Below are 16,759 nucleotides of genomic sequence, written 5' to 3'. Positions count from 1 at the left end.
CGTTAGAAGGTCACGCGGGTAGGGCTGTTGTCGCTTTGCTGGCCGGCCTGCAGCTGCTGCACGATGGCTTCCTGCAGGCGGCTGCACAGCTGTGGGTCGGACAGCGGCTGGTTGTCGGCGTCGGTGATGAAGAACACGTCTTCCACGCGCTCGCCGAGGGTGGCGATCTTGGCGTTCTGCAACGACAGGTCGAACTCCAGGAAGATCCGCCCGATGCGCGCCAGCAGCCCGGGGCGATCCGGCGCGATCAGTTCGAGGACGGTCACCGGCCGCTGGGCATCGTTGTGGATGATCACCTGTGGGGCGAAGGTGAAATGCTTGAGCTGGCGTGGCACTCGGCGCTGGATGATGGTCGGATAGTCCTCGGGGTTGCGCAGCGCCTCGGCCAGCCCTTCGCGGATCTGCCGGACCCGCTGCGGGTTGTCGCCGATCGAACCGCCGTCGTTGTCCAGGACGATGTAGGTGTCGAGGGTGAACTGGCTGCTGGAGGTGATGATCCGCGCATCGTGGATGTTCAGGTTGAGCTGGGACATCGCGGCTACGGTCACGGCGAAGAAATCGTGCTGGTCGGGCGCGTAGATGAAGATCTGCGTCCCGCCCTCGAACTCGCGCTGAGTGGTTTCCTTGATCAGCACCAAGGGTGCGCCATCGGCTGGCTGCTGCAGGATGGCATCGGTGTGCCAGGCCACGTCGGCCGAGGTGTGACGCAGGAAATAATCGTCGCCCAGCTGGGACCAGAGCTGCTCCACATCGTCCGGGTCGGTGCCCTCGCGGACCAGGATGTCCAGCGCGGCGCTCTGGGTCTGGCGGATCAGTTCCTCGCGATCGAGCGGGTTCTCCAGGCCCCGGCGCAGGGCGCGCTTGGTCTCGCTGTAGAGCTGGCGCAGCAGGCTGGCGCGCCAGGAATTCCACAGGCTCGGGTTGGTGGCGTTGATGTCGGCCACCGTCAGCACGTACAGGTAGTCCAGGCGAGTCTCGTCGCCGACCAGCAGGGCGAAGTCGTTGATCACCTGCGGGTCGGAGAGGTCCTTGCGCTGGGCGGTGGTGGACATCACCAGGTGGTTGCGCACCAGCCAGACGATCAGCCGGCTGTCCCAGGCCGGCAGCTGGTGACGCTTGCAGAAGGCCTCGGCATCCACCGCGCCGAGCTCGGAATGGTCGCCCTGGCGGCCTTTGCCGATGTCGTGATACAGGCCGGCGAGGTAGATCAGCTCGGGCTTGGGCAGGCATCCCATGAGCTTGCTGGCCAGCGGAAACTTCTCCGACACCGGGGTGTACTGCAGCTTGCGCAGGTGCTTGATGAGGTTGAGGGTGTGCGCGTCGACCGTATAGATGTGGAACAGGTCATGCTGCATCTGCCCGACGATCAGGCCGAACTCGGGCAGGTAGCGGCCAAGGATGCCGTAGCGGTTCATCCGGCGCAGGTTGCGATGGATGCCGGTCTCGCACTTGAACAGCTCGATGAACAGGCTGGTGTTGCGGATATCGTGGCGGAACCTGTCGTCGATCAGGTGAAGATGCTCGTGCAACAGGCGCACCGTATCGGCCCGCACACCCCTGATCTCCGAATGCTGGGCCATCAGCACGAAGATCTCCAGCATGGCGAACGGCGTGCGCCGGAAGACCTGCGGGCCGACCGCCTCGATATAGCCATCGTGCAGCCGGAAGCGGGCATTGAGCGGCTGGGTGCTGCCGCTGTCGTCGGCCAGGATGACTTCTTCGAAATGCTGGATGATCAGGTCGCACAGCTGGCTGATGCTCATCACCACGCGGTAGTACTGCTGCATGAACCGTTCGATGGCCCGCTTGGGATTGTCGTCGCTGTAGCCGAGCAGGCCGGCGATGCTGCGCTGATGGTCGAACAGCAGGCGATCCTCGGCGCGCCCGGCAAGCATGTGCAGGGCGTAGCGAACCTTCCACAGGAAGGCCTGGGAGCAGGCCAGCAGCTCGCTCTCGCTTTCCAACAGGAAACCTTCCCCGGCCAGGGCGCGCAGGTTCAGCGTGCCATAGTGCCGGCGCGCCATCCATAGCACGGTCTGGATGTCCCGCAGCCCGCCAGGAGAACCCTTGACGTTGGGCTCGAGGTTGTACTCGGTGTCGTTGTACTTGTGGTGGCGTGCCTTGAGCTCGGCGCGCTTGGCCAGGAAGAACGCCTTGCTCGGCCACATGTGGGCGGTGCTGGTGACTTCCAGCATGCGCTGGCGCAATGCCTCGGGGCCGGCGATGGTGCGGCTTTCCATCAGGTTGGTGATGACCGTGATGTCGGCGCGCGCCTGTTCGGCGCATTCCTCGACGCTGCGCACGCTCTGGCCGACTTCCAGGCCGATGTCCCAGAGCAGGGTGAGCAGTTGCTCGATCGCCTCGCGATGGCGTTCGTGCTCGGCGTCGCCCAGCAGGATCAGCAGGTCGATGTCCGAATGCGGATGAAGCTCGCCGCGCCCGTAGCCGCCGACCGCGACCAGGGCGATGCCGCTGGCGTCGCCCCAGTCGAAACGGCTCCAGGCCTGCTGCAGCAGGTTGTCGACGAACCAGGCCCGGTCCTCGACCAGGCGGCGCACCTCGCGGCCTTCGCGAAAGCGCCGGTCGAGCACTTCCGTGGCCTGGCGGATGGCCTTCTTGAAGGCGGCGATGGGGCTGGCCTTGAGGGCCAGCTCGGCCTGGAACTGGCCACGGTCGAACAGTTCGGGATCCACTTGCGGCATCGGGTCGCGTTCCTGTCTTGAGGGCGAACCTCGGCCGGTCAGGCAGAGGTGTGCGCGATGGTGTCATCCTTGCGCAGGGTCAGGATCTCGTAGCCGCCGGCCGTCACCAGGATCGTGTGTTCCCATTGCGCCGAGAGCTTGCGGTCCTTGGTGATGGCGGTCCAGCCGTCGCCCAGCACCTTGGTGTCGGCCTTGCCCTGGTTGATCATCGGCTCGATGGTGAAGGTCATGCCTTCCCTGAGTTCCATGCCGGTGCCGGCCTTGCCGTAGTGCAGCACCTGGGGCTCCTCGTGGAATACCTTGCCGATCCCGTGGCCGCAGAACTCGCGCACTACCGAGAAGCCGTTCTTCTCCGCATGCTTCTGGATCACCTCGCCGATATCGCCGAGCCTGCAGCCCGGGCGGACCAGCTCGATGGCCTTGTACAGGCATTCCTGGGTGACCTTCGACAGGCGCTCGGCCCAGGGCGCCACGCTGCCGACGTGGAACATGCGGCTGGTGTCGCCGTGGTAGCCGTCCTTGATCACGGTGATGTCGATGTTCAGCGTGTCGCCGTCCTTGAGCGGCTTGTCGGCAGGGATGCCGTGGCACACGACGTGGTTGATCGAGGTGCAGATCGACTTGGGAAAGCCCTTGTAGTTGAGCGGCGCGGGAATGGCCTTCTGGATATCGACGATGTAGTCGCGGCACAGCCGGTCGAGCGTTTCGGTGGTCACGCCGGGCTTGACGTGTTCCTCGATCATCTCGAGCACTTCTGCGGCCAGGCGGCCGGCGATGCGCATCTTCTCGATGTCTTCTGCGGTCTTGATGGTTACGGTCATTGCAGGCTCTCTACGGCGGCGCCCAGGGCGCGAACGAACGGAAAGGGCCGATTCTACCAGACCCACGCTTCATTCTGGACGCTTTGCCGGGAAGCTGCAAAGCGGCCGGACGGGCGCGCGCATGCGCGGGTTCCGTTCGGCGGCGGCTTGTGGTATAACATGCGCCGCTTTCGGGGACGACCTCGAAAGCCCAAACCCACACACGTGTCGGCACGATGGCCTGGGTGCCGTGAATCGTCAGGTTCGCGGTTGGTCATTGGGATACGTGGAGGCCCAACCCGACTTATCAAGGAACAATCATGTCCCAAGTCAACATGCGCGATATGCTGAAGGCCGGTGTGCACTTCGGCCACCAGACCCGTTACTGGAACCCGAAGATGGGCAAGTACATCTTCGGCGCGCGTAACAAGATCCACATCATCAACCTGGAAAAAACCCTGCCGCTGTTCAACGACGCGCTGTCGTTCGTCGAGCGCCTGGCCCAGGGCAAGAACAAGATCCTGTTCGTCGGCACCAAGCGTTCCGCCGGCAAGATCGTCGCCGAGCAGGCAGCCCGTTGCGGTTCGCCATACGTCGACCACCGCTGGTTGGGCGGCATGCTGACCAACTACAAGACCATCCGCGCCTCGATCAAGCGTCTGCGCGACCTGGAAACCCAGGCCGAAGACGGCACCTTCGCCAAGCTGACCAAGAAAGAAGCCCTGATGCGCTCGCGCGATCTGGAGAAGCTCGATCGCAGCCTGGGCGGCATCAAGGACATGGGCGGCCTGCCTGATGCCCTGTTCGTGATCGACGTCGAGCACGAGCGCATCGCCATCACCGAAGCCAACAAGCTGGGCATCCCGGTCATCGGCGTTGTCGATACCAACAGCAGCCCGGAAGGCGTCGACTACGTCATCCCAGGCAACGACGACGCCATCCGCGCCATCGAGCTGTACATGAATTCGATGGCCGACGCGGTCATCCGCGGCCGCAACAACGTTGCCGGCGGCACCGAAGTCTACGCTGAAGAAGCGGCTGCACCTGCTGCCGAGTAATTGACGCCTGGCGTCTACTTGGCACGCGAAAAGGGGGCTCGGCCCCCTTTTTGCCACCTTGAAATCCTGCTGTCCAAAAGCCTTGGCATGCTTGCCCGGCTGGCATCGGGCAGCGGATTGCAGATTGAGCGCCCGTGACGAGCGGGTGGAATGGTTGAAAACCTATCCCAGAGGATTTTGAAATGGCAGAAATTACTGCAGCGCTGGTCAAGGAACTGCGTGAGCGTACCGGCCAGGGCATGATGGAATGCAAGAAGGCGCTGGTCGCTGCCGGTGGCGACATCGAGAAGGCCATCGACGACATGCGTGCTTCCGGCGCCATCAAGGCTGCCAAGAAGGCTGGCAACATCGCTGCCGAAGGTTCCATCGCCGTGCGCGCCGAAGGCGGTCGTGGCCTGATCATCGAAGTCAACTCGCAGACCGACTTCCTGGCCCTGCAGGACGACTTCAAGGCGTTCGTCAAGGACAGCCTGAACGAAGCGTTCGAGCAGAAGCTGACCGACGCGGCCCCGCTGATCGCCTCGCGCGAAGCGGCTCGCGAAGCCCTGGTCGCCAAGTGCGGCGAGAACGTCAACATCCGTCGCCTGACCGCCGTCGAAGGCGATGTCCTCGGTTCGTACCTGCACGGCCACCGCATCGGTGTCCTGGTCGTGCTCAAGGGCGGTGACGAGGAGCTGGCCAAGAAGATCGCCATGCACGTGGCCGCTTCCAAGCCGGAAGTCGTGCGTCCGGAAGACGTGTCCGACGAGCTGGTCGCCAAGGAAAAGGAGATCTTCCTGCAGCTCAACGCCGACAAGATCGCCGGCAAGCCGGAAAACATCGTCGAGAACATGATCAAGGGTCGTATCGCCAAGTTCCTGGCCGAAGCCAGCCTGGTCGAGCAAGCCTTCGTCATGGATCCGGAAGTCAAGGTCGGCGAGCTGGCCAAGAAAGCCGGTGCCGAGATCGTTTCCTTCGTCCGCTACGAAGTCGGTGAAGGCATCGAGAAGAAAGAAGACAACTTCGCTGCCGAAGTTGCTGCTCAAGTGGCTGCTGCCCAGAAGCAATAAGACGGACCCCGTCTGTCGAACCGAAGAGGCTGCCCGCTTACGCGCGCAGCCTCTTTGTCAAAGCGGGGAACGGTTTATCCGGCCGGCTTCCCGCTGGCGCGCAAACAGCGCCGCGCTACAGTTAGCAGGCTGTATCCAGCCCGCTCGGAATTTTCTTTACAACGCCGCAGGAGAGACTCGCAATGGCTCAGCAGGTGAGTGGTCGCCAACCTCGCTATAAACGCATTTTGCTCAAACTTAGCGGCGAGGCCCTGATGGGTTCGGAAGAGTTTGGCATCGATCCGAAAGTCCTGGATCGCATGGCCCTGGAAGTCGGCCAGCTGGTCGGTATCGGTGTCCAGGTCGGCCTGGTGATCGGTGGCGGCAACCTGTTCCGCGGCGCCGCGCTCAGCGCTGCCGGCATGGACCGGGTCACCGGTGACCACATGGGCATGCTGGCCACGGTGATGAACGCCCTGGCCATGCGCGATGCGCTCGAGCGCTCGAATATCTCGGCCATCGTGATGTCCGCCATTTCCATGGTCGGGGTCACCGATCATTACGATCGCCGCAAAGCTATTCGCCACCTCTCGTCCGGGGATGTGGTAATTTTCTCCGCCGGTACCGGCAACCCGTTCTTCACCACCGATTCCGCCGCTTGCCTGCGCGCCATCGAGATCGATGCCGACGTGGTGCTCAAGGCAACCAAGGTCGATGGCGTGTACACTGCCGATCCGTTCAAGGACCCGCATGCCGAGAAGTTCGATCATCTGACCTACGACGAGGTCCTGGATCGCAAGCTCGGGGTGATGGACCTGACCGCAATCTGCCTGTGTCGCGACCACAAGATGCCGTTGCGGGTATTCAACATGAACAAGCCTGGCGCCCTGCTGAACATCGTGGTGGGCGGCGCCGAAGGAACCCTGATCGAGGAAGGCCAAGCATGATCAACGACATCAAGAAACAAGCTCAGGAGCGCATGGGCAAGTCCATCGAGGCCCTTGGCCGCAACCTGGCGGCCATCCGCACCGGTCGTGCCCACCCGAGCATCCTGGACAGCGTCAAGGTGCCGGCCTGGGGTAGCGAAATGCCGCTGAACCAGGTGGCCGCGGTCACCGTCGAGGATGCCCGCGCCCTGAAGATCGTCGCCCATGACAAGAACCTCAGCGCCGCCATCGAGAAGGCCATCCTGACCTCCGACCTGGGCCTGAATCCATCCAGTGCCGGCACCACCATCCGCGTGCCGATGCCGGCCCTGACCGAGGAAACCCGCAAGGGCTACACCAAGCAGGCCAGCGGCGTCGCCGAGGATGCCAAGGTCGCCGTGCGCAATGTTCGCCGCGACGCGCTGGCCGACCTGAAGAAGCTGACCAAGGACAAGGAAATCAGCGAAGACGAAGAGCGTCGCGCAGCGGACGAGATCCAGAAGCTGACCGACAAGTTCGTCGCCGAGATCGATGCCGCGTTCAAGGCCAAGGAAAAGGACCTGATGGCCGTCTGAGGCCGGGGTTTCCAATGGAAAAGACCAAGCAGGCGGCGCCGGGCTCGGTGCCGCGTCATGTCGCTATCATCATGGACGGCAACAACCGCTGGGCGAAACGACGCCTGCTGCCCGGCGTCGCCGGGCACAAGGCCGGCGTCGACGCGGTTCGCGCGGTGATCGAGGTCTGCGCTCAGGCCAAGGTCGAAGTGCTCACGCTGTTCGCCTTCTCCAGCGAGAACTGGCAGCGTCCCGCCGACGAGGTGGGTGCGCTCATGGAGCTGTTCTTCTCGGCATTGCGTCGGGAGGCTCGACGACTGCGCGAGAACAATATCTCGCTGCGGATCATCGGCGATCGCTCGCGTTTCCACCCGGAGCTGCAGGCCGCCATGCGCGAAGCCGAGGCGCTGACCGCTGGCAGCGGTCGCTTCATCCTGCAGATCGCCGCCAACTATGGCGGCCAGTGGGACATTGCCCAGGCTGCACAGCAGCTGGCGCGCGAAGTGCAGGCGGGGCACCTGCGCCCGGACGATATCACCCCCGGTCTGTTGCAGAACTGCCTGGCCACCGGCGACCTGCCGCTGCCGGACCTGTGCATCCGCACCGGTGGCGAGCACCGCATCAGCAATTTCCTGCTCTGGCAGCTGGCCTATGCCGAGCTGTACTTCTCCGACCTGTACTGGCCGGACTTCAAACACGAGGCCATGCGCAACGCGCTGGCCGATTTCGCTTCGCGCCAGCGCCGCTTCGGAAGGACCAGCGAGCAGGTCGAGGCTGGAGCCCGTGCCTAATGCTTAGACAACGTATCATCACCGCGCTGATCCTGTTGCCGGTGGCGCTGGGCGGGTTCTTCCTGCTCGGCGGTGGCGCCTTCGCCCTGTTCATCGGCCTGGTGGTCAGTCTTGGTGCTTGGGAGTGGGCGCGCCTGGCCGGTCTCGAGGCGCAGCCCTTGCGCGCCGCCTACGCCGCGGTCGTGGCGGGCGCATTGCTGCTGCTCTACCTGATGCCGGACCTGGCGCCATGGGTGCTGGGTGCCTCGGTGATCTGGTGGGCCCTGGCCACCTGGCTGGTACTGACCTATCCACGCAGCAGCGAGTTGTGGGCAAGCGTGGCCTGTCGCCTGCTGATCGGCCTGCTGATCCTGCTGCCGGCCTGGCAAGGGCTGGTCCTGCTCAAGCACTGGACGATGGGCAACTGGCTGATTCTTTCCGTGATGGTCCTGGTCTGGGCGGCGGACATCGGTGCCTATTTCGCCGGACGGACATTCGGCAGGCGCAAGCTGGCGCCCCAGGTGAGTCCTGGCAAGAGCTGGGAGGGGGTATATGGTGGCCTGGCCGTGAGCCTTGCCATCACCCTTGGCGTGGCGCTCTATCGCGACTGGGGGATCGGCGAGCTGCTGGCCGGCCTGGTCGGCGCAGCCCTGGTGGTGCTGTCGTCGGTGATCGGCGACCTGACCGAAAGCATGTTCAAGCGCCGCTGCGGGATCAAGGACAGTAGCAACCTGCTGCCGGGCCATGGGGGCGTGCTCGATCGTATCGACAGCCTGACCGCAGCGATTCCGATATTCGCCGTGCTGCTATGGGCGGCCGAATGGGGTGTCATGTGAGCCACGTGCAACGCATCACCGTGCTCGGTGCCACGGGTTCGATCGGCCTGAGCACCCTCGACGTCATCGGCCGTCATCCCGAGCGCTACCAGGTGCATGCCCTGAGCGGCTTTTCCCGGCTCGACGAACTGCTCGCCCTGTGCCTGCGCCATCGTCCAGCCTGTGCGGTGGTCCCGGATGACGCGGCGGCCACGCGCCTGCGCGCGGGGCTGGCCGCGGCCGGTTGCGCGTCCGAAGTGCTGGTGGGCGAGGCGGGGCTGTGCGAGGTGGCGGCGGCCGTGGAAGTGGATGCGGTGATGGCGGCCATCGTCGGTGCCGCTGGCCTGCGGCCGACGCTTGCGGCGGTCGAGGCCGGCAAGAAGGTGCTGCTGGCCAACAAGGAGGCGCTGGTGATGTCCGGCGCCTTGTTCATGGATGCGGTGCGGCGCAGTGGCGCCGTGTTGCTGCCCATCGACAGCGAGCACAACGCCATCTTCCAGTGTCTGCCAGGGGACTATGCCCGTGGCTTGGACGAGGTAGGGGTGCGACGGATCCTGCTGACCGCGTCCGGCGGGCCATTCCGCCAGACGCCGCCCGACGCGCTGGTCGATGTCACGCCGGAGCAAGCCTGTGCGCACCCCAACTGGTCCATGGGCCGGAAGATCTCGGTCGACTCGGCGAGCATGATGAACAAGGGGCTCGAGCTGATCGAGGCCTGCTGGCTGTTCGACGCGCCACCGTCCAGGGTCGAGGTGGTGGTCCATCCACAAAGCGTCATCCACTCGCTGGTAGACTACATCGACGGTTCGGTGCTGGCGCAGCTGGGCAACCCCGACATGCGCACGCCGATCGCCAATGCCCTGGCCTGGCCGCAGCGGATCGACTCCGGTGTCGCGCCGCTCGACCTGTTCGCCATCGCCCGCCTGGACTTCCAGGCGCCCGACGAGCAGCGCTTTCCATGCCTGCGCCTGGCGCGCCAGGCCGCCGAGGCCGGGGGCAGCGCGGCGGCAGTGCTCAATGCGGCGAACGAGGTGGCGGTGGAGGCATTTCTCCAGCGGCGTATCCGTTTCCCGGAGATCGCGGGTATCATCGAGCACGTGCTCGAGCGCGACCCCGTGGTGCCGATGGCCTCGTTGGATGCGGTGTTCGCCGCCGACCTGCGCGCCCGGGAGCTGGCTCGGCAATGGCTGGATCGTCATCATCGCTAGGCTTTGTGGCCAGGGCCGCCAGCTGGCGATCGAGGCGAGCACGGGCGAGGATGCACTGCTTGCCTGCTGCCATTGAGCATCGCGAGCCGGGTTCGACGCGGCATGGCCGTCGTCCAGGCCCTTTTCGTACCGAGCCTGGGCTGTCGCGGCCGCAGCAGGCAATGCTGGACGTCATTCGGAGATAGACATGACTGCGCTCTACATGATCATCGGCACCTTGCTGGCACTTGGCGTGCTGGTCACCTTCCACGAGTTCGGCCACTTCTGGGTGGCGCGGCGCTGTGGCGTCAAGGTGCTGCGCTTCTCGGTCGGCTTCGGCACGCCCTTGCTGCGCTGGCACGACCGGCATGGCACCGAGTTCGTCATCGCGGCGATTCCGCTGGGCGGCTACGTCAAGATGCTCGACGAGCGCGAGGGCACGGTCCCGGCGGCGCTGGCCGACCAGTCGTTCAACCGCAAGTCGGTGGGGCAGCGCATCGCCATCGTCGCCGCCGGCCCGGTAGCCAACTTCCTGCTGGCCATCCTGTTCTTCTGGCTGCTGGCGATGCTCGGTACTCAGCAGATCCGTCCGGTGATCGGCGCAGTGGAGCCCGGTAGCCTCGCGGCCCAGGCCGGGCTCGCCGCCGGCCAGGAAATTGTTTCCATCGATGGCAAGCCAACCAGTGGCTGGTCGGCGGTCAACCTGCAACTGGTGCGCCGCCTCGGCGAGAGCGGAACGCTGCGCCTGGGCGTGCTCGACGACGGGGCCGACAGCGTGCGCCAGCACGAAGTGCGGCTCGACGACTGGCTGCGCAACGTCGACGAGCCGGACCCGATCCAGTCGCTCGGCCTGCAGCCGTGGCGCCCGGCGATCGCGCCGGTGCTGGCCGAACTCGACCCCAAAGGGCCTGCCGCGGCGGCCGGGCTCAAGACCGGCGATCGCCTGCTGGCGCTCGACGGCGCGGCGCTAAGCGACTGGCAGCAGGTGGTCGACGAAGTGCGCGCGCGCGCCGACCGCAAGGTGCAGTTGCGCATCGAGCGCGATGGCGCGTCCATGGAAATCCCGGTCACCCTTGGCCATCGCGGCGAGGGCAAGGCCGCCGGTGGCTATCTGGGCGCCGGGGTGAAGAGCGGCGAATGGCCGGCCAGCATGCTGCGCGAAGTCAGCTATGGGCCGCTGGAGGCGGTCGGCGAAGGCTTGTCGCGGACCTGGAACATGAGCGTGCTGACGCTCGAATCGCTGAAGAAAATGCTGTTCGGCGAGCTCTCGGTAAAAAACTTGAGCGGACCGATAACCATTGCTAAAGTGGCGGGCGCTTCGGCCCAGTCCGGCGTGGGTGATTTCCTGAATTTCCTCGCCTACCTGAGCATAAGCCTGGGGGTTCTTAACCTGCTGCCCATCCCCGTACTGGATGGAGGGCACCTGTTGTTCTACCTGATCGAGTGGGCGCGCGGTCGTCCCCTGTCGGATCGGGTACAAGGTTGGGGGGTCCAGATCGGAATCAGTTTGGTCGTCGGGGTGATGCTGCTTGCCCTGATCAACGATCTGGGTCGACTTTAACGCTTTGCGCATTTCGAACCTGCCGCCGCCATGCGGCAGGTTGTTCATTGCCAGTTGGAATAAAAGGACTTCATGAAACGTCTGCTGCTAACTGCGGTCCTCTCCGCACTGATGATCGCTGAAGTTCACGCCGAGTCCTTCACCATCTCCGATATCCGAGTCAATGGTCTCCAGCGGGTTTCCGCCGGTAGCGTGTTCGGCGCCCTGCCATTGAACGTGGGCGATCAGGCCGATGACCGGCGCCTGGTGGAGTCCACCCGTTCGCTGTTCAGGACCGGCTTCTTCCAGGACATCCAGCTGAGCCGCGACGGCAATGTCCTGATCATCAACGTGGTCGAACGGCCTTCGGTCGCCAGCATCGAGATCGAAGGCAACAAGGCCATCGGTACCGAAGACCTGATGAAGGGCCTCAAGCAGTCGGGCCTGGCCGAAGGCGAGATCTTCCAGCGTGCCACCCTCGAGGGTGTGCGCAACGAACTGCAGCGCCAGTACGTGGCCCAGGGCCGCTATTCGGCCGAGGTCGACGCCGAGGTAGTGCCGCAGCCGCGAAACCGCGTGGGCCTGAAGATCAAGATCAACGAAGGTACGGTCGCCGCCATCCAGCACATCAACGTGGTCGGCAACACCGTGTTCGACGATGACGAGCTCAGTCGCCTGTTCGAGCTCAAGACCACCAACTGGCTGTCGTTCCTCAAGAACGACGACAAGTATGCTCGCGAGAAGCTGTCCGGCGACCTCGAGCGCCTGCGCTCCTATTACCTGGACCGCGGCTACATCAACATGGACATCGCTTCGACCCAGGTGTCGATCACTCCGGACAAGAAGCATGTCTACATCACCGTGAACATCAACGAGGGCGAGAAGTACAGCATTCGCGACGTCAAGCTGTCCGGCGACCTCAAGGTCCCGGAAGAGCAGATCCGCTCGCTGCTGCTGGTGCAGCCTGGCCAGGTGTTCTCGCGCAAGGTGATGACCTCGACTTCCGAGCTGATCACCCGCCGCCTGGGCAACGAGGGCTACACCTTCGCCAACGTCAATGGCGTGCCCACGCCGAACGACCAGGACCACACGGTCGACGTCACCTTCGTGGTCGACCCCGGCAAGCGTGCCTACGTCAATCGCATCAACTTCCGCGGCAACACCAAGACCGAGGACGAGGTACTGCGCCGCGAGATGCGCCAGATGGAAGGCGGCTGGGCCTCGACCTACCTGATCGACCAGTCCAAGACCCGCCTCGAGCGCCTGGGCTTCTTCAAGGAAGCCAACGTCGAGACGCCGCCGGTGCCCGGCACCGATGACCAGGTCGACGTCAACTACAGCGTCGAGGAACAGGCTTCCGGCTCGATCACCGCCAGCGTCGGCTTCGCCCAGAGCGCCGGCCTGATCCTCGGCGGCTCGATCAGCCAGAGCAACTTCCTCGGCACCGGCAACAAGGTCTCCATCGGCCTCAACCGCAGCGAATACCAGACCCGCTACAACTTCGGCTTCGTCGACCCCTACTGGACCGCCGATGGCGTCAGTCTGGGCTACAACGCCTTCTATCGCAGCACCGACTACGACGACCTCGACGTCGACGTGGCCAGCTATGCGGTGGACAGTCTCGGTGCCGGGGTCAGCGTCGGCTACCCGATCAGCGAGACCTCGCGCCTGAGCTTCGGCCTGACCGTGCAGCAGGACGAGATCAAGACCGGACGCTATACCGTCGATGAGATCTTCGATTTCATCAAGGATGAAGGCGATAGCTTCCTGAACTTCAAAGCTTCGGCCGGCTGGTCCGAGTCGACCCTGAACAAGGGCGTGCTGGCGACCCGTGGCCATTCCCAGAGCCTCACGGCGGAAGTCACCACGCCGGGCAGCGACCTGTCGTTCTTCAAGATCGACTACCGTGGCCAGCTGTTCAAGCCGATCACCAACGACTACACCCTGCGCCTGCATACCGAACTGGGCTACGGTGACGGCTTCGGCTCTACCTCGGGCCTGCCGTTCTACGAGAACTACTATGCTGGTGGTTTCAACTCCGTGCGTGGCTTCAAGGACAGCAGCCTCGGACCGCGTAGCACCCCCAGCAAAGGCCTTAATCCCGGCACTATCGAGGACCCGGACCAGGACCCATTGCCGTTCGGCGGCAACGTCCTCGTCCAGGGCGGCGTGGAGCTGCTGTTCCCGATGCCGTTCGTCAAGGACCAGCGCTCGCTGCGGACCTCGGTATTCTGGGACGTCGGTAACGTGTTCGACACCAATTGCGGTTCCAAGCCGGACTGCGAGAAGGTCGGCTTCTCGGGGATGGCCAGCTCCGTTGGCCTGGGCGTGACCTGGATCACCGCGCTCGGCCCGTTGAGCTTCAGTCTGGCGATGCCGGTCAAGAAGCCGGACGACGCCGATACCCAGGTGTTCCAATTCTCCCTGGGCCAGACCTTCTGATGGTCTGTCCCGAGCTCAACGACAACGGTTTTTCCAGGAGTGCATCGTGCGTAAGTTGATCAAACTGGCCGCAGTGGCTGCGGCGCTGGTCGCCACCCCGGCTTTCGCCGAAATGAAGATTGCCGTGCTGAACTACCAGATGGCCTTGCTCGAATCCGACGCGGCGAAGAAGTACGCCGTCGATGCCGAGAAGAAGTTCGGCCCGCAGCTGACCAAGCTCAAGAGCCTGGAAAGCAGCGCCAAGGGCATCCAGGACCGTATCATCAAGGGCGGCGACAAGATGGCCCAGCAGGAGCGCGAGCGCCTGGAGCTCGAGTTCAAGCAGAAGGCCCGCGACTTCCAGTTCCAGTCCAAGGAGCTCAACGAAGCCAAGGCCGTGGCCGACCGTGACATGCTCAAGCAGCTCAAGCCCAAGCTCGATGGCGCTGTCGAGGAAGTGATCAAGAAAGGCGGTTACGACCTGGTGCTCGAGCGCGGCGCGGTCATCGATGTCAAGCCTCAGTACGACATCACCCGTCAAGTCATCGAGCGCATGAACCAAGCCCGTTGAACATGACCGTGACCATGACGCTCGGCCAGCTGGCCGAGGCCCTCGGGGCCACCCTGCGCGGCCCCGAGGCAGTGCAGATCACCGGCCTTGCCACCTTGCAGGAGGCAGGCCCGGGACAACTGAGCTTTCTCGCCAATCCGCAGTACCGCAAGTACCTCGACGGCTCGCAGGCCGCTGCCGTGCTGCTCAAGGCGGCCGATGCCGAGGGCTTCGCCGGCAACGCCCTGATCGTCGCGGACCCGTACCTGGCGTATGCGCGCATTTCCCATCTGTTCGATCCCAAGCCCAAGGCTGTGGCGGGGATTCATCCCAGCGCCGTGGTGGCCGAGGATGCCCAGGTGGACGCCAGCGCCAGCATCGGGCCCTTCGTGGTCATCGAAAGCGGCGCGCGCATCGGCGCGGCGGTCACCATTGGAGCCCACAGCGTCATCGGCGCGCGCTGCGTGATCGGCGAGGGCGGCTGGCTGGCGCCGCGGGTGACGCTGTACCACGACGTCAGGATCGGCCAGCGCGTGGTCATCCAGTCGGGCGCGGTGATCGGCGGCGAGGGCTTCGGCTTCGCCAACGAGAAGGGCACCTGGCGCAAGATCGCGCAGATCGGCGGCGTCACCCTTGGTGACGATGTCGAAGTCGGTGTCAATACCGCCATCGACCGCGGCGCGCTGTCCGACACGATCATCGGTGATGGGGTCAAGCTCGACAACCAGATCCAGATCGCCCACAACGTGCAGGTTGGCGACCATACCGCCATGGCCGCCTGCGTGGGCATTTCCGGCAGCACGCGGATCGGCAGGCATTGCACCATCGCAGGTGGGGTGGGCATGGTCGGCCATATCGACGTCTGCGACAACGTGTTCGTCTCCGGCATGACCATGGTGACGCGCTCGATCACCGAGCCAGGCGCCTATTCGTCCGGCACGGCCATGCAGCCGCTGGCCGACTGGCGCAAGAGCGCGGCACGCATTCGCCAGCTCGACGAGATGTCCAAGCGTCTGGCCCAGCTGGAAAAACGTGTCGCCGCCGTGACCTCGGACAGCCAGCCGCCATCAGAAGGCTGATAGCATTTTCCGAGCAAGCGTGAACCGTCGCTAGCTGGCTCCTCTCTGGCATCGCAAGAGGAGCGTGTGGTCAGCACCTGCGCTCCCTATTATTACTACAGGCTTCCCCCCGAAATGATGGACATCAACGAGATTCGCGAATACCTGCCTCACCGTTACCCGTTCCTGCTGGTGGACCGCGTGACGGACCTGGATTTCGAGGCTCAGAGCATTCGTGCCTACAAGAATGTCAGCATCAACGAGCCATTCTTCAATGGCCACTTCCCGCAGCATCCAATCATGCCGGGCGTGCTGATCATCGAGGCAATGGCCCAGGCGGCCGGCATTCTCGGGTTCAAGATGCTCGACGCCAAGCCGGCCGACGGCACCCTCTACTATTTCGTGGGCTCGGACAACCTGCGGTTCCGCCAGCCGGTACTGCCGGGCGACCAACTGATCCTCGAAGCGCGCTTTCTCAGCCGCAAGCGGCAGATCTGGAAGTTCGAGTGCCAGGCCACGGTGGACGGCAAGCAGGTCTGTTCTGCCCAGATCATCTGTGCGGAACGTGAACTATGAGTTCGATTGATCCTCGGGCGATCGTCGATCCCTCGGCCAGGTTGGCCGAGGGCGTCGAAGTGGGCCCGTGGTCGATCGTCGGTGCTGGCGTCGAGATCGGAGAAGGTACCGTCATCGGCCCGCACGTCGTGCTCAAGGGCCCGACCCGGATCGGCCGGCACAACCGTATCTTCCAGTTTTCCTCGATCGGGGAAGACACCCCTGACCTGAAGTACAACGGCGAACCGACCCGCCTGGTGATCGGCGACCACAACGTGATCCGCGAAGGGGTCACGATCCACCGTGGCACCGTTCAGGATCGTTCCGAGACCACCATAGGCGATCACAACCTGATCATGGCCTATGCGCATGTCGGCCACGACAGCGTGATCGGCAATCATTGCATCCTGGTCAACAACACGGCTCTGGCCGGCCATGTGCATGTGGGCGACTGGGCGATTCTGTCCGGCTATACCCTGGTCCACCAGTACTGCCACATCGGCGCGCACAGCTTTTCGGGCATGGGTACGGCGATCGGCAAGGATGTCCCGGCCTTCGTCACCGTGTTCGGCAGCCCGGCCGAGGCGCGCAGCATGAACTTCGAGGGCATGCGTCGACGCGGCTTCGGCGACGACGTCATCCACGCCCTGCGGCGTGCCTACAAGATCGTCTATCGCCAAGGGCTGGCGGTCGAGGATGCGCTCAAGGGGCTGGACGACCTGGCCAGCCAGTTCGCCGAAGTCGAACTGTTCCGCCAGTCGATCCTGAGCTCCGCTCGCGGCATCACTCGCTGAC

General features: G+C 64.2%; 15 protein-coding genes. 13 read left to right on the top strand and 2 right to left on the bottom strand.

The window, feature by feature from the left end:
* Nucleotides 1–2 precede the first annotated feature (2 nt).
* Together ACY8GK_RS10750 and map are read right to left on the bottom strand one after the other, a co-directional pair.
* Entirely contained in the window at nt 3–2,702 is a 2,700-nt protein-coding gene (locus ACY8GK_RS10750) for a [protein-PII] uridylyltransferase (RefSeq protein ID WP_462401256.1), read from the bottom strand.
* A 38-nt stretch (nt 2,703–2,740) separates the two neighbouring features.
* Nucleotides 2,741–3,523 carry a type I methionyl aminopeptidase gene (gene map / locus ACY8GK_RS10745; RefSeq protein ID WP_462401255.1) on the bottom strand — a complete coding sequence of 261 codons (783 nt, stop codon included), beginning with the start codon at nt 3,521–3,523 and terminating at the stop codon, nt 2,741–2,743.
* Between the two features lie 299 nt (nt 3,524–3,822).
* Between map and rpsB the strand changes: the two genes are divergently transcribed.
* The 13 genes from rpsB to lpxA all read left to right on the top strand — a co-directional run bounded on the left by rpsB (nt 3,823) and on the right by lpxA (nt 16,758).
* Complete coding sequence (gene rpsB / locus ACY8GK_RS10740) at nt 3,823–4,560, top strand: 30S ribosomal protein S2 (RefSeq protein WP_196177633.1); 738 nt, start codon at nt 3,823–3,825, stop codon at nt 4,558–4,560.
* A gap of 182 nt (nt 4,561–4,742) precedes the next feature.
* Nucleotides 4,743–5,609 carry a translation elongation factor Ts gene (gene tsf / locus ACY8GK_RS10735; protein WP_196177631.1) on the top strand — a complete coding sequence of 289 codons (867 nt, stop codon included), beginning with the start codon at nt 4,743–4,745 and terminating at the stop codon, nt 5,607–5,609.
* 182 nt (nt 5,610–5,791) lie between these two features.
* Nucleotides 5,792–6,535 carry a UMP kinase gene (pyrH, locus tag ACY8GK_RS10730; RefSeq protein WP_462401254.1) on the top strand — a complete coding sequence of 248 codons (744 nt, stop codon included), beginning with the start codon at nt 5,792–5,794 and terminating at the stop codon, nt 6,533–6,535.
* Nucleotides 6,532–7,089 carry a ribosome recycling factor gene (gene frr / locus ACY8GK_RS10725; protein WP_462401253.1) on the top strand — a complete coding sequence of 186 codons (558 nt, stop codon included), beginning with the start codon at nt 6,532–6,534 and terminating at the stop codon, nt 7,087–7,089. The genes pyrH and frr overlap by 4 nt, the downstream gene beginning before the upstream one ends.
* A gap of 14 nt (nt 7,090–7,103) precedes the next feature.
* Complete coding sequence (gene uppS / locus ACY8GK_RS10720) at nt 7,104–7,859, top strand: polyprenyl diphosphate synthase (RefSeq protein ID WP_196177625.1); 756 nt, start codon at nt 7,104–7,106, stop codon at nt 7,857–7,859.
* Nucleotides 7,859–8,674, top strand: a complete 816-nt coding sequence (locus ACY8GK_RS10715) for a phosphatidate cytidylyltransferase (protein WP_196177623.1) — start codon at nt 7,859–7,861, stop codon at nt 8,672–8,674. Before uppS ends, ACY8GK_RS10715 begins: the two co-directional genes overlap by 1 nt.
* On the top strand, nt 8,671–9,861 hold the full coding sequence (ispC, locus tag ACY8GK_RS10710; protein WP_462401252.1) for a 1-deoxy-D-xylulose-5-phosphate reductoisomerase: 1,191 nt from the start codon (nt 8,671–8,673) through the stop codon (nt 9,859–9,861). Before ACY8GK_RS10715 ends, ispC begins: the two co-directional genes overlap by 4 nt.
* A gap of 187 nt (nt 9,862–10,048) precedes the next feature.
* Nucleotides 10,049–11,401, top strand: a complete 1,353-nt coding sequence (gene rseP, locus ACY8GK_RS10705; protein WP_462401251.1) for an RIP metalloprotease RseP — start codon at nt 10,049–10,051, stop codon at nt 11,399–11,401.
* 72 nt (nt 11,402–11,473) lie between these two features.
* Nucleotides 11,474–13,822, top strand: coding sequence for an outer membrane protein assembly factor BamA (gene bamA, locus ACY8GK_RS10700; protein WP_196177616.1), 2,349 nt, complete (start codon nt 11,474–11,476; stop codon nt 13,820–13,822).
* Nucleotides 13,823–13,934: 112 nt separating this feature from the next.
* Entirely contained in the window at nt 13,935–14,372 is a 438-nt protein-coding gene (locus ACY8GK_RS10695; RefSeq protein WP_230375815.1) for an OmpH family outer membrane protein, read from the top strand.
* A gap of 2 nt (nt 14,373–14,374) precedes the next feature.
* Nucleotides 14,375–15,430 (top strand): UDP-3-O-(3-hydroxymyristoyl)glucosamine N-acyltransferase, encoded by a 1,056-nt coding sequence (gene lpxD, locus ACY8GK_RS10690; RefSeq protein WP_462401250.1) that lies wholly within the window; start codon nt 14,375–14,377, stop codon nt 15,428–15,430.
* Nucleotides 15,431–15,544: 114 nt separating this feature from the next.
* On the top strand, nt 15,545–15,985 hold the full coding sequence (gene fabZ, locus ACY8GK_RS10685; protein WP_196177611.1) for a 3-hydroxyacyl-ACP dehydratase FabZ: 441 nt from the start codon (nt 15,545–15,547) through the stop codon (nt 15,983–15,985).
* Nucleotides 15,982–16,758 (top strand): acyl-ACP--UDP-N-acetylglucosamine O-acyltransferase, encoded by a 777-nt coding sequence (lpxA, locus tag ACY8GK_RS10680; protein WP_196177609.1) that lies wholly within the window; start codon nt 15,982–15,984, stop codon nt 16,756–16,758. The genes fabZ and lpxA overlap by 4 nt, the downstream gene beginning before the upstream one ends.
* The last annotated feature ends 1 nt before the right edge of the window (nt 16,759 follow it).

The organism is Pseudomonas sp. Marseille-QA0332, assembly GCF_054950175.1.
Note: the sequence above shows the minus strand (reverse complement) of the source record. Positions and strands in the feature narration are given on the sequence as shown.